Consider the following 26,929-nt stretch of genomic DNA (forward strand, 5'->3'; position numbering starts at 1 on the left):
ATGAAACGGTTTCAGCTCGTACTGGGAGGTTGGCTTCTCATCGGACGCCTCACCTCCACTTCCTCGACATGCTCACAGACGTGAGCGACGACTGCACTCTACAGACCGCAGGCCAGACTACTACCGACGGGCGAATCAGGGAAGCAGGCCCTGCCCGCCGGCAAGGTCATTGGCCCACCCACTCGAGGTCATTGCGTACGCACTTCGAGCGAGCGGGCCAGGACGGGCCCGATGACGGCCAGGGACTGCGGTGCGATCATGTCGTTGTGCTCGCAGTCCACGGGCCGCTCGTCGATCCGGCCGGTCACGAGCGATCGCCACTCGTCGGCCGACCGCGGACCGGTGGCGCTGTCTCCGTCGCGGGTGGCAGGGAAGATGAGCAGGTCCCCGTCATAGACCCGGGGAACGAACCGGTGCCCGAGCCGCCTGGAGTTCTCGTACCCGGCCGCGATCCGTTCAAGATGTTCCGCGGTGACGCCGGCTTCGGCCCCGAACGCTTCACCGAGCAGCTCGGCCGCACGCTCGAAGGTGAGCTGATTGTCAGGCAGGTGGGTCTCTACTCCGAGTCCCCGGAGCAGTTCCCGAAGATCGAGCTGATCAACGACGGGTTGCTCACCGTTTTCGGGGTAGCTGTCCATGAGGGCCAGGGTAGAAACCTCGTCTCCCGACGACCGGAGTTCGACGGCCATGGCATGTGCGATCACACCGCCGAGCGACCAGCCCAATAAGTCGTAGGGACCGTCGGGCTGAATCGTTCTGATTTCCTCGACGTAGCGCCGCGCAAGTTGTTCGAGCGACTCGGGTAACGGCTCACCACTGATCGCAGGCAGCTGCAATCCGTACACCGGCCGGTCCGGCGGTAGATATCGGACGAGACCGGCGTAACCCCACGAGAGTCCGATTCCCGGATGCACGCAGAACAACGGGGTTCCCTTGCCTTGCGCGCGCAACGGAATCACGACGGCGAGTGCCTCTTCCACACCGGCGGCGCGGGCCGGATGGTCGAGACGGTGGGCGATCCCCGCCGGGGTGGGGTCGAGGAACATCCACTGCAGCGGAACTGTCCGATCCAGTCCGGCCTCCAGGGCACTGACGATCCTGGTGGCGAGGAGGGAATTCCCACCAAGGTCGAAGAAACTGTCTGCGGTGCCTACCCGATCCACGCCGAGGACCTCTGCGAACGCATCCACGATCACCCGCTCCGTGTCCGTGGCCGGCGCCCGGAACGCCGCCACTGTGGAACCGAATTCTGGTGCGGGCAAAGCCTTCCGGTCGAGCTTACCCACCGGGGTCATGGGAATCTCGTCCAGGACGATCACCGCGGCCGGCGCCATGTGTGCGGGCAGGCGCTCGGACGCGTAAGTGCGCAGTTCCGCAGGCTTCACCTTCTGCCCGTCCTGCGCGCGCACATAGGAGGCGAGCACCGCGTCGCCCGAAGGTCCGGTGTGGCCGATGGTGGCAGCGAACGCCACCGCCGGATGGCGGGCGAGCACGGCGTCGATCTCGCCGAGCTCGATGCGGAAACCGCGAACCTTGACCTGGAAATCGCTGCGGCCGATGTACTCGAGGGTGTGGCTTACGGATTCCCCCGTCGCTCCTCTCGTCGACTTCCGCCAGCGCACCACGTCACCGGTCCGGTACATCCGGCAACCCGGCTCGCAGAAGGGGCAGGCGACGAAGCGTTCCGAGGTGAGCGCAGACCGGCTGTGGTACCCGCGTGCCATACCTGGACCGACGATGTACAACTCGCCATGCACGCCGACGGGCACGGGTTGCAGTCGCTCGTCGAGAACCAAGAACGCGAGTCCCACTGCCGGCGCCCCGATGTTCACGGGCTCCCCGGAACGCATCGGGGCGCTGACACTCGCCTGAACGGTGGTCTCCGTGGGCCCGTATCCACTGTGCAGGCTGCGGCCCGGCGCCCACTGCGCGACCACTTCCGGCGGGCACGCCTCACCCACCAGATCGAGGACGCGAAGCGAATCGAGTTCCTTGTTGTCGAGGGCGGCCAGCGCGGTGGGTGTGATGGTGGCATGGGTCACCCGCTCTCGGCGGAACAGACTCGCCAATTCGCTTCCACCGACGATGGTGGGCGGCACGATCACCACCCGCGCCCCGCCGCTGAACGCCATCGTCAGCTCGAACACCGACGCGTCGAAACTCGGGGAGGCCAGATGCGACACCCTGGCCTCGGGCGTGACCTCGAAACATTCGCGGGTTTCCTCCGCGAAATTGGCGATGCCTCGATGAGTGACCACCACACCCTTCGGTTTTCCCGTCGACCCCGACGTGTAAATGAGGTACGCCGGATGGGCGAGAGACAACCGGCTCGTCCGGTCCTCGTCGGTGATCGGCGCCGACGACTCCCCCGCCACCTGCTCGTCGAAGTCGTCGTCACCCAGCACCAGCCACGGAACCGTGTCGGGCAGAGTGCCCCGGTGACCTCTCACGGTGAGCCCGACCGAAGCACGACAGTCGGAGAGCATGAAGTCGATGCGCTCGGCCGGGTATGCCGGATCGACGGGCACGAAGGCCGCGCCTGCCTTGGTGACCGACCAGATCGAGACCACCGCCTCGATCGAGCGGGGCATTCCGAGCGCCACGAAGGTTTCCGGCCCCACCCCGCGGTCACGGAGGACCCGCGCCAGCCGATTGGACCACTCGTCGAGTTCCCGGTAGCGGACGTGCCTGCCCTCACAGGACAGGGCCACCGAGTCGGGGTCGAGTCCGGCGGCGGCGGTGAGTAGGTCGGGCCACAGCTCCGGGCGTACTTCAGGTGCGCCGCGGGCCGGCACCAATGCTCGCATCTCCACCTCGTCGAGAAGTGGGAGGTCGCCGATCGGGCGGTCGGGGTTCTCGGTGACAGCATCGAGAATCCGCACGAACCGGTCGGCGAAACTTTGTACGGTGTCGGCATCGAAGAGATCGGTGGCGAAATCGACCGCGCCGTTCATGCCTGCCGGCGCACCGCTCGCGTCGAACTCCTCGGCCAGGAGGAATTCGAGATCCACCTTGACGACGGCGAGCTCGGGGTCGAGTGCGCGGACCGCCAAGTCCGGCAGTGTCAGGACCGGTTGCTCATTGTTCTGAAACTCCAAGGAGACCTGGATGATCGGTGCGTGGGCGGTCGAGCGAGTCGGCCCGACGGCTTCCACCACACGCTCGAAGGGAACGTCGGCGTGGGTGAAGGCGCCGAGGTCGACGTCACGGCACTGCGCCGACAGCGTGGTGAACGACTTCGCCGCATCGACCTGTGTGCGCAAAGCGAGCGTGCCCACGAACATCCCGACAAGATCGTCCAAAGCGGGTTCTCCCCGGCCGGCGATCGGAGTTCCGATCACGACGTCGTCGGTGCGGCCGAGCCGCGCCAACAGGACGGCGAGTGCGGCATGGACGGTCATGAACTCGGTGGAGCGAAGACGTCGCGACAGTTCTTTGATCCGTCGATGAAGGCCGCGCTCGACGGTGAAGTGGATGCGTGCGCCGCGGAAGGATTGCTGGGGAGGCCGGTCACGATCGGTGGGCAGTTCCAGGAGGTCGGGTATTCCCGCCAGCGCGGTTCGCCAGTAATCGAGCTGCGTCCCGATCAGGGATTCGGGGTCGTCGGCCGAGCCCAGCAGCTCCCGTTGCCACAGCGTGTAGTCGGCGTACTGAACCGGCAGCGGTGCCCACTCCGGCGCTCCACCGCGGGCACGGGACCCGTACGCCGTCATCACGTCGCGTACCAGGGGGACCATCGAGAACCCGTCTGCCGAGATGTGATGCACCACAACGGCGAGCACATGCTCGGTGGCGGTGAGGGAGAACAGTCGCACGCGCAGCGGAACCTGCGCGGTGACATCGAAACCCGTCGACTCGAGCCGGGCAAGCTGCTCTCGCAGGTGATGCTCGTTTACGACTGAGACAGGAGCCAGCGAGTTCACCCCGCTCTCGGTGGGCAGGATCTGCTGAACGGGCCCGGCCCCGCGGATCGGGAACAGCGTTCGCAGCGACTCGTGTCGAGCGACGACGTCCGTGATCGCCGAGTTCAGCGCCGGCACGTCCAGTACACCGCTGAGCCGCACCACGATCGGGATGTTGTAGGCGGCCGATCTGGTGTCGAGCTGGTTGACAAACCACATGCGCTGCTGCGCGAACGACAGTGGAATGTTCTCGGGTCGCGTGCGGGGTGCGAGCACCGGGCGTTCGGACTGCCGCGCACCAGCGTGCTCGATCCGTGCGGCCAGCGCGGCCACGGTGGGCGCCTCGAACAGGTCACGGACCCCACAGTCGGTGCCGAGCAACGCCCGCAACCGGGCCATCGCGCGGGTCGCGCTCAGGGAATTGCCGCCGAGGTCGAAGAACCCGGCATCGGCACCCACCCGCCCTAGTCCGAGTACGTCCGCGAAGACGTCGGCTACCGCTTCCTCGATCGGGTCGGCCGGCGGCCGGTATGGACCTGTCGTGGAAAGGAAGTCGGGCTCCGGCAGTGCCGTGCGGTCCAGCTTGCCGACTGCCGTCAACGGGATTCGATCCAGCAGCACGATCGAGAACGGCACCATGTGCGACGGCAGACGGCGCTCCAGACTCCTGGTGAGCACGGCACTGACGAGGACGCGACCCGCCGCCGGCACGACGTAGGACACCAGCAGCGTGTCACCGGCGGGACCGCGGTGCGCGATCGTGGCCGCGAACCCGACATCCGGCTCCGACATGAGGGTGGCGTCGATTTCGCCGAGTTCGACGCGGAAACCCCGGACCTTGACCTGGAAGTCGCTGCGGCCGAGGTACTCGATGCTGTGGTCGGCGGTCCACCGCACGACATCCCCAGTGCGGTACATCCTCTCGCCGGGTCGTGTGGGATCGGCAACGAACCGTTCGGCCGTGAGCGCCGGCCGACGGTGGTAGCCGCGGGCCAGACCTGCCCCAGCGAGATACAGCTCGCCCGGCACTCCGACGGGGACCGGTTGCAGTCGGGAGTCGAGCACCAGTTCCGTCACGCCGCGGATGGGCCCGCCGATGGTGATCGGACCGCCGGGAACCAGCGGTTCGCTGATGTTGGACATGATCGTCGTCTCGGTCGGCCCGTACCCGTTGTAGAGCCGACGGCCCGGTGCCCAGCGGGCGATCAGATCGGGTGGGCACGCTTCACCGCCGAACACCACGTCCGCCAGGTGATCCAACCCGCCTGGGTCGAGTGACGCCAGCGCCGCGGTGGTGATGAACGCGTGGGTGACCTCCCGTTCCGCGAGGAGCCGTGCCAGATCTTCGCCGCCGAATACCGTGGGCGGCGCGATCACCATCGTCGCGCCGGCCCCGAAGGCCTGCAGATACTCGTATACCGATCCGTCGAAGCTGGGCGTCGAGAAGTGCAGGGTGCGTGATTGTGCTGTCGCGCCGCATCTTTCGAGTTGGTCGAGGGCGAAGTTGTCGAGACCACGATGGGTGACGAGGACACCCTTGGGCAGGCCCGTGGACCCCGAGGTGTAGACCAGATACGCGGCGGTGTCCAGCGCAATCGGACCGCTTCGATCGACATCGGTCACGGGCGCTGCTGAATATTCGGCGCATTCGGTCGCGAAGTCGGACTCGTCCAGGACCAGCCACTGCGCGGCGCCGGGGAGGCGGCCACGGTGCTGCGTGGTGGTCACGCCGAGTGCCGCTCCGGAATCGGTGAGCATATGCCTGATTCGCTCGTCGGGGTAGCTGGGGTCGATCGGCACGAACGCCGCTCCCGTCTTCGCCACCGCCCACACCGACAGCATGGAGTCGAGGGACCGCGGTATTCCGATGGCCACGAAGCTCTCCGGTCCGACACCGCGGGCGATGAGTGCACGGGCTAGACGATTCGACCGCTCGTCCAGCTCGCGGTAGCTCACGTGCTCGTCTTCGAAGGACAGTGCGATCGCGTCCGGATCGAGCGCGGCGGCATCGGCGAAAATCTCGGGCAGAGTGCGGGCCGACCCGCCCGGACGACCGCGGACCGGCACCAACTCGGCGCGTTCCGCGTCGGTGAGCAGCGACAGCGCGGCCAACGGCTGTTCCGGCCGGGTGCAGGCGTCGAGTACCCGCTGCACACGCTCGGCGATTTCTTCGACTGCGTCCACCTCGAAGACGTCGGGCAGGTACTCGAACTTCAGGTGCAGACGGGTGTCGACGGACGCCACCAGGCTGAGCGGATAGTGCGCGGCATCGCGCGCATCCACCCCCGCGACGCGCATTCCGGCGATATCGGTGTCAGTCGACAGCCCGGTGCGGTCGACCGGGTACGACTCGAACACGGTCAACGTGTCGAATCCGACCTCCGGCCCCGTGGCGCGCTGAATCTCGGCCAGGCCTATGTAGTGGTGATCCAACAACGCCGCCTGCTCGGCCTGGACACGATCCAACAGCGCACCCACCGATTCGTCGGGACGCAGCTCGATGCGGACGGGCAGGGTGTTGATGAACAGTCCGATCATCGTCTCGATGCCGGCCAGCTCGGGAGGCCGCCCGGAGACGGTGGCACCGAACAGGACGTCGTCGCGGGCCGTCAACGTACCGAGCACAATTCCCCAGGACACTTGAACGACAGTGTTGATCGTCCATCCTCGGGAACGCGCGACCTCGCGCAGGCGGGTGGTGCTGTCTTCGTCCAGGTCGAACACCCACTCTCGAGGGGTGGTCGACAGCCGCCGTCCCCGTTCCCCGAAGACATTCCCCGTCGCTCCGCCCGCAAGCAACGTCGGCCCCTCCACCCCCGCCAGAACCCGGGCCCAAACCTCCCGGGAGGGCGCGAGATCGCGGTGCTTCATCCACGCCAGATAGTCGCGGTACCCGCGCACGCGTGGCAGCGGTGCCGGGTCGCCGTCGGTGACGTAGAGCGTCAGCAACTCCTTGACCAGCAGCGGCATAGACCAGCCGTCGAGAAGGATGTGGTGGTTGGTCGAGACCAGCCGGTATCGGTTCTGCGCGGTCGCGATCAGCATGAAGCGGATCAGCGGGGTGCGGCTCAGGTCGAACGGACGGACCCTGTCTTCGGCCAGCAGGCGCTCGGTCTCGGACGCCGCCGCGTCGTCGTCGAGCGCGGTCAGATCGATATCACGCCAGAGCGCTTCGACCTGTCGCCGGACGACTTGCACCGTGTTGCCCTCGTCGTCGTGCAGGAAAGCGGTGCGCAGGTTGGCGTGCCTGTTCAGCAAGGCGGCGACAGCGCGACGGAGACGACGCGGATCTACCTCACCACGAAGGTCGAGACCGACCTGCACGAGGTAGGCGTCGACGGATGCGTCGGCGAGTTCGGCCTGAAAGAGCATGCCGAACTGCAACGGCGACAACGGCCACACGTCGGTCAGGTCGTGGCAGCGACTTTCGAGGGCCTCGATCACGTCCTGCCCTAGTTCGACGAGATCGAAATCCGACGGCGTGAATCCGCCGCCGCCCGACTCGACGTGCGCGCCGAGAGCAGCGAGTGCCTGTACCCACAGCTGCGCGAGTTCGTCGATGTCCTCGCGGGTCAGGACGCCCGGTGGATAACTCCACGTGGAGTTCAGCTGGGGGCCGTCGCCGGCGTCGATTGCCATCGCATTGACGTCGACGACCGCCGCGACGGGCACGTCGGCAGCGGCCTTCTCACGCAGAGCGGGTTCCTCGACCGGCATCCACCCCTCGGCGTCCTCCGTAGCGGTCCGGCCCATTCTTCCGAGATAGTTGAAGCTGACCTGCGGCAGCGACAGCGGTGAAAGCTCCTTGGCAGTCTCGTTGTTCAGGTACCGCAGGAGTCCGAAGCCGATCCCGTGGTCGGGTACGGCGAGGAGCTGCTCCTTCACAGTTTTCAGCGCGACCCCTGCGGACGGACCTCCGGCGAACGCGTCGTCGAGGTCCACGCCGAAAAGATCCAGTCGGACGGGGAAGATCGTGGTGAACCATCCGACCGTGCGAGAGAGATCCGCCCCTGGCACCACCTGCTCTTCACGGCCGTGTCCCTCGAGATTCACCAACGCGTCTGCGACCTCGATCTCCCGGCGGCGCCGCCATCGGATCAGTGCCATCGTCAGCGCCGTCAGCAATGCATCTCCCACGCCGCCGTGAAAAGCCTGCGGCACGGTCGTCAGGAGTGTTTCGGTCAACGGCACCGGAATGCGCACCTCGACGTCCTCGGCGATGAGGGCGGTGTCCGATTCGGCCACCGGACGCGACCCCAGCATCGGGTCGGGCGCGGCCAGCATCCGTTGCCACAATTCGAGTTCCGCTGTGCGATACGGCTCGTGCGCCGCATCGGCGAGCGCGTACGCCCATCGGCGCATCGACGTCCCCGGTCGCTCCAGCGCCGGTGCCGGTGCCGGACCGGACTGCAGTTGCGCGCACGCCATGGCGAGGTCGGGGATCAGAATCCGCCAGGACACGCCGTCCATCGCCAGATGATGGACGGCGATCAACAATCGAGCATCCCCGTGCCGGCTCGTGTCGAGCCACACCACTTGGATCATCACGCCCGACTCCGGGTCGAGCCGATCGAGCGCTGCGTCGAGTTCCTGCGCAGAGAGGACGGAGAATCCGCCGTACACCGGCACCCGGCGAACCACCGTGGCCGCCCGCACCGCCCCTTCGGCCTGCACCTCCATCGACCAGCCTTCTTCGGTGCGGGAGGTGCGGTACAGGCGCGACCGCAGGAGGTCGTGGCGGTCCAGCACGGCCTGTACGGCCTGAGTCAGGGTGTATTCGTCCAAGGTTGCCGGAACTGTGAACAGTGCGGTCTGCGAGTAGCGGCGGAAATCTCCGCCGCGGCCGAGTAGCCACCGCGCGATCGGGGTCAACGGAATCTCGCCGACGCCGCCTCCGGGCAACTCGTCGAGAACCACAGTCTCATCACCCTGACCGGCTATCTCGGCCAGAGCCGCAACGGTTCTGCGTTCGAACACCTCTCGCGGCGAGATCAGGACGCCGGCCGCCTTGGCGCGGGTGACCAGCTGAATGGACATGATCGAATCCCCGCCGATGGTGAAGAACGAGTCGTCGACGCCCACCGAGTCGAGGCCCAGGACCTCGGCGAACAGACCTGCGAGAATCCGTTCCGTTTCGGTGACTGGGGCACGGCTCGTAGTGACTTGTTGTCTGAAGTCCGGTTCGGGCAACGCGTTTCGGTCGAGTTTGCCGTTCGCTGTCACCGGCATCTCGTCGAGAACCACCACTGCGGCCGGCACCATGTGCGACGCCAGCCTCTCCGCGGCTGTGTCGATGATTGCGCCCGGGTCGATCGCGACGCCGGTCTCCGGCACGGCGTACCCCACCAACCGATCCCCGCGTACCGTCACCACCGACTGCGCCACTCCCTCGCACGCGAGGAGAGCCGACTCCACCTCGCCGAGTTCGATCCGGTAGCCCTTCACCTGCACTTGGAGGTCGTTACGGCCGAGGTACTCCAGCTGTCCGTCTCGATTCCACTTGCCCAGATCACCGGACCGGTACATCCGTAACCCAACTGCGAAGGGGTCGGGAACGAATCGGGTGGACGTGAGCGCGGGCCGGCCGAGGTACCCGCGCGAGACCTGAGCCCCGGAGACGTACATCTCCCCGATCACGCCCGGCGGCACCGGATGCAGCCGTTCGTCGAGCACGTACACGCGCAGACCGGGCAGGCCCCGGCCGATCACCGATGCGGGCTCCTTCACCAGGTCTCGGTCGAGCGGCAGATGGCTGACATGCACCGTCGTTTCCGTGATGCCGTACATGTTGACCAGAACCGGCGCGGTGTCGCCGCGGCGTGCGTACCAGCGCGTCAGTTGCCCGAATTCGAGGGCCTCCCCGCCGAAGATCACGTACCGCAGAGACAGACCGGGACCACCGATGAGACGATCCGCCTCTGCCAACTGGTAGAAAGCAGTGGGGGTCTGGTTCAGGACCGTCACACGTTCGTCGCGCAGAAGTGCGAGAAACTTCTCGGGTGAGCGCGCAGTGAAGTAGTCCACCAGCACCAGCCGGCCTCCGTACGCGAGGGCTCCCCACATTTCCCACACCGAAAAGTCGAATGCTGCGGAATGAAACATGGTCCACACGTCGGCCTGGCCGAACCCGAACAGGGCTTGCGTGTTTGCCAGCAACGTGACCACGTTGCGATGCGAGACGTGCACACCCTTCGGCCGTCCAGTGGATCCCGAGGTGTAGATCACGTACGCCACCGAGTCCGCGCGCAGCGGACTCCGCCGGTCTTCGTCGGTGATCGGCAGCGGCGAGTACCGTTGCACCGCAGTCAGGGTGTCTGGATCATCGACGACAATGACCGCCGCGTCGACGGTGTGGATTGCCGGCGCGTCCGCGGTAGTAGTGAGCACACACCTCGGGCGCGCATCGCTCAGCAGGAAGGTCAGCCGCTCCGTCGGAGAGGTTACGTCGACCGGTAGGTAACCGGCACCCGATTTCACCACAGCGAGCAGTGCCACCACCAAGTCGACCGACCGCGTCATCCCCACCGCTACTAGTGTTTCCGCGCCCGCCCCCCGCTCTACCAGCAGTCTCGCAAGCCGGTTTGCCCGATCGTCGAGTTCCCGGTATGTCGTGGACGAGCCGTCGCAGCGCACCGCGACGGCATCGCCTGTGGCGGCCACCGCACGGTCGAGTACGTCCGCCAACGTCGTCGGTGCGACATCGATTCCCGGTCGGTGCACGGCGTTGAGTACGAACTCGCGCTCGGCCGGGTGCAGGAGGTCGATGTCTCCCACGGGCACGGTCGGGTCTGCCGACACGGCCTCCACAACGCGAACGAAGCGCTCTGCAAGACGCTCGACCGACGTCCTGTCGAATACGTCGGTCGCGTAACGGAAACCGGCGCTGATCCCAGCCGGCAGCCCATTCTCGTCGACTCGCTCAGCCAGGCTCAGCTGCAAGTCGAACTTCGCCACCTCGAGATCGACGTCGAGTGATTCGACTGTCAATCCCGGTAGCTCCAGGTGCGCCCGGGTGTCGTTCTGGAACTCGAGCAACACTTGGAACAGCGGTGCGTGCGCGGTGGACCGCTCGGGTGCGAGTACGTCTACCAGCCGTTCGAAGGGAATGTCCGCGTGCTCGAATGCGCCGAGGTCCACCGTGCGGACCGCGGTGAGCACGTCGGCGAACGAGGCTTCTGGAGGCACCGGCGTGCGGAGTACCAGCGTGTTGACGAACATCCCCACGACATCGTCGAGTGCTCGGTGGCCGCGTCCCGCGACCGGCGTTCCCACCACCACGTCGGGTTGGCCCGACAACCTCTCGAGCAATACCGCCAAGGCCGTGTGCATCACCATGAACAGAGTTGAATGAGCATGGCGTGCAATGCCGAGCAAGGCGTTATGCACGGTAGGTGCGATGTCGAAGGCGACGACGGCACCCTGGAAGGACCTCTGTGCGGGTCGCGGGCGGTCCAGTGGCAGCGGCATAACCTCCGGGCCGCCCGACAGAGTCCGGATCCAGTAGTCGAGCTGTTCCGATATCACCGACTCGGGCTGGTCCTCGGTGCCGAGGACCTCGCGCTGCCACAGACTGTAGTCGGCGTACTGCACGGGCAGCGGTGCCCAACCGGGGGCTCGCTGCTGCGTGCGCGCGGTGTAGGCGAGCATCACATCGCGCGCCAGGGGCGTCATCGAGAAGCCGTCGGCCGCAATGTGGTGAACGGCGAGGGCGAGCACGTGCCGCTCGGGAGCGAGCCTCGATAGCCTCACCCGGATGGGGAGTTCCTCGGCGACATCGAATCCCGTATTGAAGAAGGCGGCGAGGAAATCTCGGAGGTCCGGGTCGGCAACGGGGACGGAATCAATGTCGGGAGTGGCGATCCCGGAATCGACGATCACCTGCCGGGGTCCGTCGGGAGAGCCGGGAAACACGGTACGCAGTGATTCGTGCCGTTCGATGACGTCCCCGAGTGCCGCTCGTAGAGTCCCCGGGTCCATCACTCCCTCCAGCTGCAGGGCGACCGGGATGTTGTAGGCCGGTGAGGAGGTGTCGAACTGGTTGACGAACCACATCCGTTGCTGCGCGAGAGAAAGGGGAATCCGAGCGGGCCGCGGCCTCGCGGTGAGTACCGGAGCGGCGGAACCCGTCATCACGGTCGACTCGATTCGGCTCGCCAGCGCCGACACGACGGGCGCGTCGAAGAGGGTGGCGACACCCAGGCTCGTCCCCAGCACGCTATTGATACGCGCCACCGCACGGGTGGCGCTGAGTGAGTCTCCGCCGAGGGTGAAGAAACTGTCATCGGCTCCGACGCGGTCGACACCGAGGACCTCGGCGAAAGCCGTCGCGACCGCCTCTTCCACGGGGGTGGTCGGCGCACGAAACGTGGTAGTCCCGAAGTCGGGTTCCGGCAATGCCTTACGATCAAGTTTGCCGTTCGCGGTCACCGGCAACTCCGCCAGCACCACCAACACCGACGGCACCATATACCCCGGAAGCCGGGACGCAACAAACCCGAGAACCTCTCCCTCATCGATCCGACCACCCACCGGCACCACATACCCCGCCAGATAATCACCCGCCGACCCCCAACGAAGCACCACCACCGCCTGCGCGACACCCTCATGCCGCAACAACGCCGCCTCTACCTCCCCCAACTCCACCCGCTGACCACGCAACTTGACCTGAAAATCCGTCCGCCCCAGATACTCCAACTCCCCCGACGGCGACCACCGCACCACATCACCGGTCCGATACAACCGCGAACCCGCCACCCCGAACGGATTCGCCACGAACCGCTCCGCCGTCAAATCCACCCGACCCTGATACCCCCGCGCCAACTGCACGCCCCCCAAATACAACTCCCCCGCCACCCCGACCGGCACCGGACGTAACCGCCCATCGAGCACATACGTCTGCGTGTTCCACACCGGCACCCCGATCGGCACCGTCACACCACCACCATCACCCACCCCCACCTCATGAAACGTCACATCCACCGACGCCTCCGTCGGCCCATACAAGTTGTGCAACTCCGCCCCACCGGCCCGGAACCACCGCCCCACCGTGGCCGGCGCCAACGCCTCACCACTGGTCACCACCCGACGCAACGAACCACACCCACCCACCTCCGCCCCCGCCAAGAACACCTCGAGCATCGACGGCACGAAATGCACCGTCGTCACCGACTCCTCCCGAATCACCCGCTCCAGATACACCGGATCACGATGCCCACCCGGCACCGCAACCACCAAACGAGCCCCACACATCAACGGCCAGAACAACTCCCACACCGACACATCGAACGTCACCGGCGTCTTCTGCAACACCACATCATCCGAACCCAGCCCATACACCTCCTGCATCCACAACAACCGATTCACGATCCCCCCATGCGGCACCACCACCCCCTTCGGTCGCCCAGTCGAACCCGACGTGAACATCACATACGCCGGATGACGAGAATTCAACGGCGCCAACCTCTCCCCATCCAGCACCCGATCACCGGAAAACCCGGACACATCCACAGCGTCCAACTCCACAACATCCACACCGGCGAACACCCCCCGATCCGCCCCACTCACCAACACCAACACCGGATCCGCCGTCGCCACCACATACCCGATCCGCTCCGCCGGCAAATCCGGATCGATCGGAACATACGCCCCACCCGCCTTGATCACCGCATAGATCCCCACCACCAACTCCACCGAACGACGCACCCCCACACCCACCAACGACTCCGGCCCCACCCCCACCGAAATCAAATACCGCGCCAACCGATTCACCCGCACATCGAACGCCGCATACGACAACACCACGCCGTCGAAAACCACAGCCACCGCACCCGGACTCCGCACCACCTGCGCATCGAACAACTCATCCAAACCCACCCCCGGCACGGAACGCCCCGTCGCATTCCACGACCCCACCACCAACTCCCGCTCACCCCGAGCAAGAACCTCCACATCACCGACCGCGGTGTCCGTGTCCGCAGCGACGGTCTCGAGGATTGCGGTCAGTCGCTCGGCGAATCGGGTGACCGTCTCGTGGTCGAAGACTCCCGGCTGGTAGCGCAGGCCGAGCCGCAGCCGGGGTTCGAGGATGGACAGCAGCGTGAGGGGATAGTGGGTGGCATCGCGGGCGTCGAGGGCGGTCACCCGCATCCCGGCGATGTCGGTGTTCTCGTCCAATCCGGAGGTGTCGACGGGATAGGACTCGAACACCGACAGCGTGTCGAACAAATTACCCAGGCCCGCGTGTGACTGGATCTCACCGAGCCCGAGGTGATGGTGGTCGAGCAAGGACGCCTGCTCCTCCTGCAGGCGGGTGAGCAACTGCGCGAAACTCTCGTCCGGGCCCACCCGTACCCGCACCGGCAGGGTGTTGATGAAGAGCCCCAGCATGTTCTCCACACCGGACAGCTGCGGCGGACGACCGGACACGGTGGCACCGAAGACCACGTCGTCGCGGGAGAGGTAGCGGGACAGGAACACTCCCCATGCGGCCTGGACTACCGTGTTCATCGTGGCGCCGAGGCGCCGAGTCACCGCCACGAGCCCGTCGACCACCCCGGCAGGCAGAGTGATGTCGACCTCGCCGGGTACACCGTAGTGCGCCGCAGACGCCTTCGGGGCCACCAGCGTCGGCTCCTCGACGCCCTCCAGTGCCCGTTCCCAGGCCCGAGCCGACGCGAATCCGTCCAGGCTCGCTATCCATTCCAGATATGTGCGGTACGAAGGCGGCTCCGGCAGACCGGCCGGGGCGCCGTCGGCGGCGTAGCGCAGCAGCAACTCACGCACCAGCAACGGCATCGACCAGCCGTCGAGAATGATGTGATGGTTCGTGATCGCGAGGACGTACTGCTGCGGTGCCGTCCGCAGCAACGTCAACCGCAGCAGCGGGGGTGCGTCGAGGTCGAACCGGGTGCTGCGGTCCTTGTCCAGGAACTGCTGGAGTTCGGTCTCCCCGTGCCCCTGCGCGGTCAGATCCACCTCACGCCACGGTAGCTCCACCTTGTCGACCACCAGCTGCGCCGGGACCCCGTTGTCGTCGTAGACGAACGCGGTCCGCAGATTCGGGTGGCGGTCCAGCAGCCCGGCTGCGGCGGCGCGTAGCCGAGAGACGTCGACCGCACCCTCGAAGTCGATCCGCAGCTGCGCTGTGTACACATCCACCGCGCGCGCGGCCAGCGAAGCATGAAACAGCAACCCCGACTGCAACGGCGACAACGACCACACGTCGCGCAGGGCCGGGAACCGCTGCTCCCAGCGCTCGATCTGCTGCTGACTCACCGACACCAGCGGGACGTCGGACGGTGTCAACCCGCCCGCCCCCGGCCGTGCCGTGTACGCCGCGAGCGCACCGAGGGCGCGTTGCCACAGATCCGCGAATGCCGTGACATCGGCCTCGCCGAGCACCCCGCTGGGATAGGCGAGCGATGCGATCAGTCGGGGTCCCTCAGCACTGTCCTCGACAAAGGCGTTGATGTCGATCACGGACGCAACCGGCATGTCGGGGTTCCGGGCCCCACCGAACTCACTCTTCACCGGCAGCCAGTCCCCCGCGCCGCCGGTGGCGGTCACCCGTCCCAGATAGTTGAAACTCACCTGCGGAGAACGGAATCGAAGGAGCGACGCCGACGTCTCGTCGTCCAGGTAGCGCAGCATTCCGAATCCGATCCCGTGATCCGGGATCGCGAGCATCCGTTCCTTGACCGCCTTGACTGCCTGTCCTGCCGCCGGCCCCCCGGCCATGGCGTCGTCGACGTCGGTTCCGGTGAGATCCAACCGCACCGGGAACAGGGTGGTGAACCAGCCTACGGTGCGGGACAGGTCTGCGCCCGCCACGACGTACTCCTCGCGGCCGTGCCCCTCGAGGGTGATCAGGGTGTCCGATACGGCACTGCCCCGTTCCCGTCGCCATGCCGTCAGTGCCAACGCCAGCGCGGTCAGCAACCCGTCGCTCACGCTGCCGTGGAAGGCTGCCGGAAGCGTGGTGAGCAGGGCGGCGGTCACGCTAGACGACACCTCGACGGCAGCCGTTTCGACGGTCGCGAAAACGTCCACCTCAGGATTGAGGGGGCGCGAACCGATCACCGGATCCGGACCGTCCAGGATCCTCTCCCACATCGCCAGTTCGGACGTCCGTTGCCGCACCGCATCACGCAGGCCGTGCGACCACCGCCGCATCGACGTTCCTACTCCCGGCAGAGCAGGAGTCGCGCCGGCTTGAAGTTGCGTGCAGGCCAACGCGAGATCCGCGATGAGAATCCGCCAGGAGACACCGTCGACCGCGAGGTGGTGGACCACCACCAGCAGTCGCCCGACGTCGTTCGAAACGTCGAACCAGACCACCCGCACCATGGCGGCCTCAGCCGGATCCAAATGGTCGGCCGCAGCATCGAGTTCTGCTGCCGCGAACGCCGTGAAGTCCTCTCCGTGCACCGTCTCGACCGGCACGTGGCGTACCAGCGCGTGCGCCCGCACCGATCCCGCGGGCAGCACTTCCATACTCTGTTCATCGGCGAGCAGCCGCGCCCGGAGCATGTCGTGCCGATCCAGGACCGCCTCGACGGCTCCGACCAGAACCTCCCGGTGGAGACCGGCGGGGACTGCCAGCAGCAACGCCTGCGAGAATCTGTCGAGTCTGCCGCCGCTTCGCTCGATCACCCATCGCGCGACGGGCGTCAATGGCATGGGGCCGTCGCCGCCGCCCGGCAACTCATCGAGAGCGACTGTGCCGTCGTCGTCGAATCGCGCCACCTCGGCGAGACCGGCGACGGTTCTGCGGTCGAATACGTCTCGGGGAGAGAGGATCACCCCGGCGTCCCTGGCTCGGGCCACCAACTGTATCGACATGATGCTGTCGCCGCCGAGCGCGAAGAAGTCGGCGGTGGCACCCACCGAATCGATCCCCAGGACCTGCTCGAACAATCCGGCGAGAAGCTCCTCCGTCTCGGTTTGCGGCGGCCGGCTTCGGGCCGTCGACGCTGCGAACTCGGGTGCGGGAAGCGCTGCGCGGTCCAGCTTTCCGTGGACCGTCAACGGAAGAGCGTCGAGTACCACCAATGCCGCCGGCACCATGTACCACGCCAACCGGCCACCGACAAAGTCGAGGACCGCCCCCGAATCGATCGACACGCCGGATTCCGGCACCAGGTAGCCGATCAACCGATCGCCACCGCCGTCCCCGTTCCACACGCTCGCCACGGCCTGGGCCACACCGTCGTGGGCAAGCAGGGCCGACTCGACCTCACCGAGTTCGATGCGGAAGCCACGGATCTTCACCTGGGAGTCGTTGCGGCCGAGATACTCCAACTGCCCGTCGCTCGTCCAACGCACCCGATCTCCGGTGCGGTACATCCGACCGCCTGCCGGGCCGAAGGGACCGGCGACGAAGCGTTCTGCCGTCAGCGTGAGCCGCCGATGATAACCGCGTGCGAGGGCGGGACCTGCGAGATACAACTCCCCCGGGACACCCACCGGCACCGGCTGCAGACGCGAGTCCAGCACGACTTGGGAGAAACCACGAGTGGGCGCGCCGATGGTGATCGGAGCCCCCGGTACCAGGACGTCGCTGATACTGGACACGACCGTCGCTTCGGTCGGCCCGTAGGCGTTGAACATTCGTCTGCCCGGCGACCACCGTGCAATCAGCTCCGGAGGACAAGCCTCGCCGCCCGTCACCACACATTCGAGGCCGGTGAGATCGGCGGCCTCGACCGACGCCAGCGCCGCCGGCGTGACAAAGCAATGCGTGACCTGTTCGGTTTTCAGGAGCTGCCCCAATTCGGCACCGCCGTACACGGTGGGCGGTGCGATCACCATTGTGGCTGCCGCGCCGAGAGTTAACAGCAGCTCGAGTACGGAGGCATCGAAGCTCGGTGATGCGAAATGCAGAGTTCTGGACTCGGCCGTCGTCGCGAATGTCTCTCTTTCCTGCCGAGCAAAGTCGGCCAGCCCGCGATGCGTGGTGACCACACCTTTCGGCCTGCCCGTCGACCCCGAGGTGTAGATCAGGTAGGCCGGATTGTCGAGCCGCACGTTCGACGTCCGCTCGTCATCGGTGACCGCCGAAGCCGGGTACTGCGACAGCATGTCCGCATCGTCCACCACCAGCCACGGCACGACATCGGGCAGAGCGCTGCGTTGTGACGACGTCGTCACACCCAACACGGCCTCGGAGTCGGTGAGCATGTATTCGATGCGCGCAGCCGGGTGATTCGGATCCACTGGAAGGAACGCCGCGCCCGACTTGGCCACTGCCCACACGGCCAGAACCGATTCGACGGAGCGGGGCACGCACAGGCCCACCACGGTTTCCGGGCCGGCGCCGCGCTCGATCAACAGGCGAGCCCACTGATTCGAGCGTTCATCGAGCTCGCGGTAGCGTACGTGACGCCGTTCGAAGACCAGAGCCACGGCGTCCGGATTGTTGGCGACGGCCGCTGCCAGCAGTTCCGGTAGCGTCCGCGCTGCACCTGCGGCTCCGCCCGTCACCGGGGTCAGTTCGGCGCGCTCGCGAGTGCCGAGGATGTCGATGTCTCCCACCGGGGTACCCGGGGTGGCCGTGACGGTCGTGAGGATGCGCTGGAGTCGTGTCGCGAATCCGGCCACCGTAGCCTCGTCGAAAAGATCGCTCGCGTAACCGAGCCCCGCTGCGATACCAGCCGGGTTGCCATCCGTGTCCGCGTTCTCGGCCAGTGTCAATTGCAGGTCGAAGTTGGCGGTCTCGATGTCGACGTCAACGCTCCGCACCTGCAAATCGGGCAGTTCCAGTGTGGGGCGCTCGATGTTCTGAAACTCGAACATCACCTGGAAGAGCGGCGAGTAGGCCGTCGAGCGGGAGGGACTCACTATCTCCACAACCCGTTCGAAGGGAACCTCCGCATGCAGGAAAGCACCGAGGTCGGTTTCCCGAACATTCTCCAAGAACTCGGCGAAGGTGGCGCCGCCGTCGACACGGGTGCGTAGCACGAGCGTGTTCACGAACATGCCCACCACGTCATCGAGCTCTCGCTCACCGCGTCCGGCGATCGGCGTCCCGACGGCAATGTCGTTCGAACCACTCAGCCGTGCCAGCAAAATCGCCAGCGCGGCATGCACCGTCATGAACACCGTCGTATTGTGTTTCCGCGCCAGAGTCACCACACCGGCGTGAACCTGCGGGCCGATGACGAATTCGACGCGCCCGCCGCGAAGAGATCGCAGAGCGGGGCGGGGACGGTCGGTGGGTAAGTCCAGCACTTCCGGCAGGTCCGACAGCGTGGTCATCCAGTAGGCCAGCTGCCTCGACATGGGCGAATTCTCATCGGTTTCCGAGCCCAGCCACTCGTACTGCCACAGCGTGTAATCGGCGTACTGCACCTCGAGCGGGGCCCAATCCGGCGCCGACCCGTTCACTCGCGACACGTAGGCATCCATGACGTCTCGAGCCAGCGGAGCCATGGAGAAACCGTCGGCTGCGATGTGGTGTACCACCACGGCGAGCACGTGCACGTGCCCGTCGAGTTCGAAAAGGCGTGCGCGCAAGGGGACTTGCTTCGTAACATCGAACCCCTCGGACAGCACTCGCAGGCAGTGTTCGCGGAGCTCGGCTTCACTCGACACGCCGATCGGAACGAGGCCCGGCACCGCGCTCGTCGCGGGCACGATCACTTGGCGCGGTCCGTTGTCGGTGAGGGGAAATATGGTGCGCACGGCCTCGTGTCGTTCGATCACGTCGGCCACTGCCATCTGGAGAGCGGGTACGTCGAGCGAACCCTCGAGGCTCAATGCGAAGGCCACGTTGTACGCGGCTGACGTGGTGTCGAACTGGTTGATGAACCACATCCGCTGCTGGGCGGGCGACACGGGCACTTCGGCAGTACCTTCCCTCGCCTTCAACGGCGCTCGCGCCTCCAACCCTTCGTGCGACTGTGCAAGCATTGCCAGACCTGCCACAGTGGGGGCGTCGAACACGTCGCGAACACTGATCCGGTCCCCGACCGCTGCATTGACCCGCGCCACCAGGCGAGTGGCAATGAGGGAGTTCCCGCCGAGTGCGAAGAAGTTGTCGTTGACTCCCACCCGTGCGATCCCGAGCAGGTCGGCGACCACAGAGGCCACTATCTCTTCGATCGGGTTGCGAGGAGCTGTGAATACTGAAGCCGCCGCACTGAAGTTGGGTTCCGGTAACGCCTTTCGGTCGAGCTTACCGTTCGCGCTCATCGGCAACTCGTCCAACACCACCACCACCGACGGCACCATGAACCCCGGAAGCACCGCCGCCGCCGCCTCCCGCACCTCCCGCTCGTCCACCACCGCACCGCCCGCCGGCACCACATACCCGGCCAGATAATCCCCCGACGACCCACCACTACGCAGCACCACCACCGCCTGCGCCACACCCTCGTGCCGCAACAACACCGCCTCGATCTCCCCCAACTCCACCCGCTGACCCCGCACCTTCACCTGAAAATCAGTCCGCCCCACATACTCGAGCTCCCCACCCGACAACCACCGAGCCCGATCCCCCGTCCGATACAACCGCGAACCCGCACCGAACGGATCCGCCACAAACCGATCCGCCGTCAAATCCACCCGACCGTGATACCCCCGCGCCAACTGCGCACCCCCCAAATACAACTCCCCCACCACCCCCACCGGCACCGGCCGCAACCGCCCGTCCAGCACATACGTCTGCGTGTTCCACACCGGCACCCCGATCGGCACCCCCGCCGTATCCGCATCGGTAACCTCATGAAACGTCACATCCACCGACGCCTCCGTCGGACCGTACAAATTGTGCACCCGAACACCAGGCACCAACGCCCGCGTCCTCGACGCCACCTGCGCAGCCAACGCCTCACCCGAGACGAACACCCGCCGCACACTCGTACACCCCACCGCCGCCGGCTCCGCAACGAACACCGCCAACATCGACGGCACGAAATGCACCGTCGTCACCCCATACTCGACGATCACCCTCGCCAAATACACCGGATCCCGATGCCCACCCGGCTCCGCAACCACCAACCGCGCCCCCACCTGCAACGGCCAGATCAACTCCCACACCGACACATCGAACGTCACCGGCGTCTTCTGCAACACCACATCGTCGGCCCCCAACCCATACCGATCCTGCATCCACAACAACCGATTCACGATGCCCGCATGCGACACCGCCACACCCTTCGGCCGACCCGTCGAACCCGACGTGAACATCACATACGCAACATTGTCCGGACGCAACGGCCCCAACCGATCACCATCACCAATCACATCCCCCGACAACCCCGACACATCAACAACATCGACCTCGACAACAACAACCCCTCCCGGCAACAACCCCCGATCCCCCGACGTACTCAAGACCACCACCGGACACACCACACCCAACACATACTCGACTCGCTCACCAGGCTGATCCAGATCAACCGGAACATACCCACCACCCGCCTCGAGCACCGCGTAAATCCCCACCAACAACTCGACCGAACGCCCGATCGCGATCCCCACCAACGACTCCGGACCCACCCCCACGCCGATCAAGTACCGCGCCAACCGACGGACCCGCACACCGAACTCCCCATACGACAACACCACCCCCCCACACACCACCGCCGCAGCATCCCGACTACCCACGACCCGCGCCTCGAACAACCCCACCAACGTCACCCACGGCACCTCACGCACCGTCGCATTCCACGACCCCACCACCAAACCTCGCTCCCCCGGCGCGAGCACGTCGATATCTCCTACCGGGACAACGGGACTCGACACCACAGCCCGTAGAATCCGGACCAACCGCTCACCGAACCCCACCACCGTCGCCCGGTCGAATACGTCCGAAGCGAACGTGAACGCTGCGGAGATGCCCGCTGCGATTCCCGACCCGTCGTATCGCTCCGCGAGCGTCAACTGCAGATCGAACTTGCACACACCGCTTCCGACCTCGACCGTCTCCGCGGTGAGTCCCGGCAGTTCCAGGTGGGCCGTCACCGTGTTCTGGAACTCCAGCAACACCTGGAACAGCGGTGAATAGGTGGTCGATCGACCCGGCTCGAGCGCCTCCACGACACTCTCGAAGGGCACTTCCGTGTGACCGAATGCCCCGAGATCCGCTTCTCGGGCGCACGAAAGCATCTGGGCAAACGTCATTCCGGGTTCCACCGCCGTCCGCAGTACCAGTGTGTTGACGAACATGCCCACCAGGTCATCGAGTGCTTCTTCGCCACGTCCTGCGATCGGTGTCCCGATTGCGATGTCATCCGATCCGCTCAGCCGGGCGGACAACACCGCGAGAACCGCGTGCATCACCATGAACATCGTCGCGTCGTGTTTTCGCGCGAGCAGGAGAAGGTCCCGATGCAGTTCCGCAGGCACCGAGAACGAGGCAGTCTCTCCCCGCAACGACCTGTTCGCGGGTCGCGGCCGATCCAAGGGGAGGGTTATCGCGTCGGGAAGACCGGAGAGCGTCTTCTTCCAGTACGCCAACTGCGCCGACATCACGCTCTGGGGATCCCGATCACTGCCGAGGATCGCCCTCTGCCAGAGGCTGTAGTCGGCGTACTGCACCGGGAGTGGGAGCCAGTCCGGTATCTGCTGCTGAACCCGCGCCGAGTACGCCACCATCAGGTCGCGGGCCAGAGGCGCCAGCGACGCCCCATCCGCCGCAATGTGGTGCACCACGAGCACGAGGACGTGCTCGTCGGGGCCGGTCCGCAGCAGTGCACCACGCACGGGCACCTCCGCGCTGACGTCGAAGCCCTGAGCCGTCAGCGCGGCAAGCCGTTCGCGCACCGCCTCCTCGTCTCCGAAGAATCTCGGCGCAAGATCCGGAACCACGTGCGCCGAGGGCACGATCACTTGCTGCGGTCCGTCCGCCGACGCCGGATACCTGGTGCGAAGCGATTCGTGTCGTTCGATGACATCCCCGACTGCGACCCGCAGCGCGTCCACCTCGAGGGCGCCGGACAGTCGGACCGCCATTGGAATGTTGTATGCAGGCGAGGACGTGTCGAACTGATTGATGAACCACACACGCTGCTGCGCAAGCGAAAGGGGGATTCGATCCGGACGCTTCTGTGCCACCAGGCTCGGGCGGTCGGTGCCCCGCAAGCCGGCACGATCGATCCGCACCGCCAACGCTGCCGCCGTCGGCGCCTCGAACAGGTCCCGGACACCGAGGTCGACGCCCAGTGCGACATTGACGCGCGCGATGACTCTTGTTGCAACCAGCGAGTTTCCGCCGAGGTCGAAGAAGTCGTCGTCGACACTGAATTGCTTCACTCCCAGGACGTCCCCGAAGACCTGCGCCACGGCCTGCTCCACCGGGTTCGCCGGTGCACGAGATTCGGTCGCCGCCCCGACGAATTCCGGCGCCGGCAAAGCCGCACGGTCGAGCTTGCCCACCGGCGTCATCGGTAGCTCGTGCAGCACCACGATCGCTGACGGAATCAAGTGAGTCGGCAGTTGCTCGTGGGCATAGTTCATCAGCTCGGCGGTTGCGAGCCGCTGCCCGGCTACCGGCAGTACGTACGAGACGAGGACCGTGTCTCCGGACGGCGCCGTTCGCGGCATCGTCACGGCATTTCTCACGCGCGGGTGAGTGTAGAGGACTGTGTCGATCTCACCGGGTTCGACGCGGAACCCACGGACCTTCACCTGGAAGTCGGTGCGGCCCATGTACTCGATGGTGTGGTCCGCTCGCCACCGCACCACATCGCCCGTTCGATACATTCGGCTGCCAGGACCGCCGAAGGGGTCGGCCACGAAGCGTTCCGCAGTCAACGCAGGTTTGCCGTGATATCCGCGCGCCAGCGCGTCGCCCGCGAGATACAGCTCCCCGGCCACCCCGACCGGTACCGGCTTCATCCGCGCATCGAGGACGACCTCGTGGAATCCGCGAAGCGGTCCACCCAGGGTGATTGCTCCCGCCTGCGACATCGGTTCACTGATGTTTGCCATGATGGTGGTCTCGGTCGGCCCGTACGCGTTGCACAAGCGGCGGCCCGGCGCCCACCGCTTGACGAGTTCCGGCGGACACACCTCGCCACCGAACACCACGTCCTGAAAGTCGGTGAGCCCGTCCGGGTCGATCGATCCGAGCGCAGCAGTTGTGATGAACCCGTGAGTGACCCGCTCCGCTTTCAGGAGCCGAGCCAACTCGGTTCCGCCGTAGACCGTCGGCGGGACGATCACCATGGTTGCACCGGCACCGAAGGCTTGCAGGTACTCGAAGAGGGACGCGTCGAAGCTCGGGGTCGAGAAGTGCAGAGTCCGTGATGTGTGCGTCGCCCCGAATCGTGAGCGTTGCTCGGCTGCGAAGCTGTCCAGGCCAGCGTGGGTGACCGACACTCCTTTGGGCATACCCGTCGAACCGGACGTGTAGATCACGTATGCCGCATTCCCCATGCGGAGGGGTCGGACCCGCTCGTCGTCCGTGACGACGGATACCGGCTGAGCCGCGCAGAGAGTTCGGAATTCGGCGTCGTCGAGTACCAGCCACGGGATCGAATCGGGCAGGCGGGAACACTCGGCAGACACCGTCACACCCACGGCTGCACACGAATCGGCGAGCATGTGCTCGATGCGCTCGGCCGGATAGTTCGGGTCCACCGGCACGAATGCCGCGCCCGATTTAGCTACCGCCAGCATTGACAGGACCGACTCGATCGAGCGCGCCATGCCCAATGCGACAGCGTTTTCCGGACCGATGCCGCGTGCGACCAAGACCCGCGCCAGTTGGTTCGAGCGCTCGTCCAATTCTCGATAGGTCATCTCGACGTCGCGAGTGGAGAGTGCGATACCGGCAGGATGGGTTCTCGCTGCCGCTTCGAACAGTTCGGGCAGCGTGCGTTCCGAGCCACCCGGCACGCCGGAAACCGGAACGAGGGTCGCTCGTTCGGCGTCGGAGAGGATATCGATGTCTCCGACACCGATCCCCGGGTCGGCGGTGATCGTCTCCAGAATTCGGCGGAACCGTGTTCCCAGGCGCACCATCGTTTCGGGGTCGAAGAGATCGGTGGCGAATACGAGGCTCACCGTGATGCCGGCCGGGAGGCCGCCGGTGTCGAAGAATGCCGCCGTAGTCACCCGAAGGTCGAATCGTCCGATCTCGGGTCGAATACCCGCTGCCTTGTCGTGGCGGTCGAAGAGCACCTGGACGATCGGCGAATACGCCGCGGAATCGGCGACCTCGAGCGCCCGCACCAACTGCTCGAAAGGAAGGTCGGAGTGCTCGAACGCCTCCTCTTCCACTTCTCGAACGTGGCTGAGCAGGGCGGTGAAGGACATGTCCGGTCGGACGCGGCTCCGCAGCACCACGATGTTCTGACTGCCGTCCACCGCGGCAGTCGTTCCGATGCCCACATCCGAGGTACCCGCAACCCGGTTCAGAAGAACTGCCAGGGCCGCATGCAGGACAGGAAGGGTCGTCGTGTCGTGTTCTCGCGCCAGCGCGACCACTCTGCGATGAGTTTCTGCACCGATCGGGAGGCCGACCCGATCCACCCGCAGGGATTGCGCGGCAGGTCGAGCCCGATCGGAAGGCAGGTTCAGCACTTCGGGAAGACCCGACAGCCGTTCCGTCCAGAACTCGATATGCCCTGCTGCGAGGCGTAGCCGCTCGCCTTCGCGGGCTGTCGCCCGGTGAACGGTCGAGAGCGAGGCATGGGGGTCGGCCGCGATGAACTCTTCCAGCAACTCGACGAATTGGCGGTGGTGCGTGCGCAGGGCCGCGTCCTCGTACCGATTCGGATTCGCCCGAAAATCGACGGAGATGTCGGCTGGAGTGCCGCTCGAGTACACGTTGACCAGGAGATCTTCCACCGGACCGGACGTGACGATGTGGTATTCGCCGACCAGACTTCCGAGCTGAACGTCGTGACGGAAGAGCATGACGTTGACCATCGGCCCGTACAGCCGGGCACCACTGCTCGCGCTCATGTCGCGGCGGATGTCGTCGAGACTGCACCGCTGGTGCCGCAACGCGCCCATCAGCTCACGCTGAACCCGCGACACCAGGTCGGCGAGGGTGTCTCCTTCTTCGAGCGAGATCGACAGGGGCGCGACATTGACCATCATGCCGCCCGAATTGCGCAGCAATGACGTTGTCCGGCCGGACAGCGGAACGTGCACCAGTACACGGGTCTTCCCGGTCAGGCGCGACAGGTAACAGGCGAAGGCGGCGATGATCGTGGCGGCAGCGGTCGCAGTCGCCTGCCGTCCGGAACCGTGGATGCCGGCAACGGCCGCCTCGGACAGCAAGGCGCTCTCGATCTTGCTCCGAGCGACTGCCGGCGCAGACCGTGCGGCCAAAGTCGATCCTTCGACGCCCTTGATGCGCTCGGCCCAGTACTCCCGATCCGCCGAGTATCGATCCGAGGATCGATAGCGGGCGTCGATGTCGTACAGCTCACGCAGAGTTGCCGCTCGCCTCGGATCCGGTTCCCGAGCAGCCGCCGAGGCCGAGTAGCGGTGCGCGATGCGGCTGAGCATCGTCATGGCGGCGTATCCGTCGAGCGCGACATGGTGGATGCGGCTGTACCAGAGGTAGTGCGACTCTCCCACGCACAGGATCGAGGTCTCGACCAGTCGATCGACATCGAGATCGAGTGGTGTTCGGTAGTCCTTGTCCATCCATTCGTGCGCGGCCGCGACCGGGTCGTCCTCGCCGCGAAAGTCGAGGAAGACGATCGACGTGTCGGTCGCGTGGTCCACGTACTGCATCGGCCGGCCGTCGACCTCGATCACCTTGAGAAAGGGTGACTGGAACTCGCGACCCGCGGCGACGGTTTCCTTACGCAACAGATCCACGTCGAGATCGCCGTGCAACTCCACGTACTGCGCTATCGAGATCGGTACCGCAGGCTCGAGTTGCTGAGCGAACCAGGTGGCGCGCTGCGCCGCGGACAGCGGGAAGAGCACCGCGTCCGGAATTGGTGTCCCCGGGTTGGGCGTGTCGAGACGTTTCACGGCGGCTCCTCCGCGTACGGTATCCCCGACCGGTGAAAACGTGGCCGCGTCCGAATCCGGACATGCGCATACGCGAGGCGGACAGT

General features: G+C 66.0%; 1 protein-coding gene. It reads right to left on the reverse strand.

Annotation, left to right across the window (positions count from 1 at the left end):
- Positions 1-188 precede the first annotated feature (188 nt).
- Entirely contained in the window at positions 189-26,843 is a 26,655-nt protein-coding gene (locus tag NOF53_RS20490) for a non-ribosomal peptide synthase/polyketide synthase (RefSeq protein WP_255972127.1), read from the reverse strand.
- Positions 26,844-26,929 lie beyond the last annotated feature (86 nt).

This window comes from Rhodococcus tibetensis, from assembly GCF_024438035.1.
Classification (GTDB): domain Bacteria; phylum Actinomycetota; class Actinomycetes; order Mycobacteriales; family Mycobacteriaceae; genus Rhodococcus_F; species Rhodococcus_F tibetensis.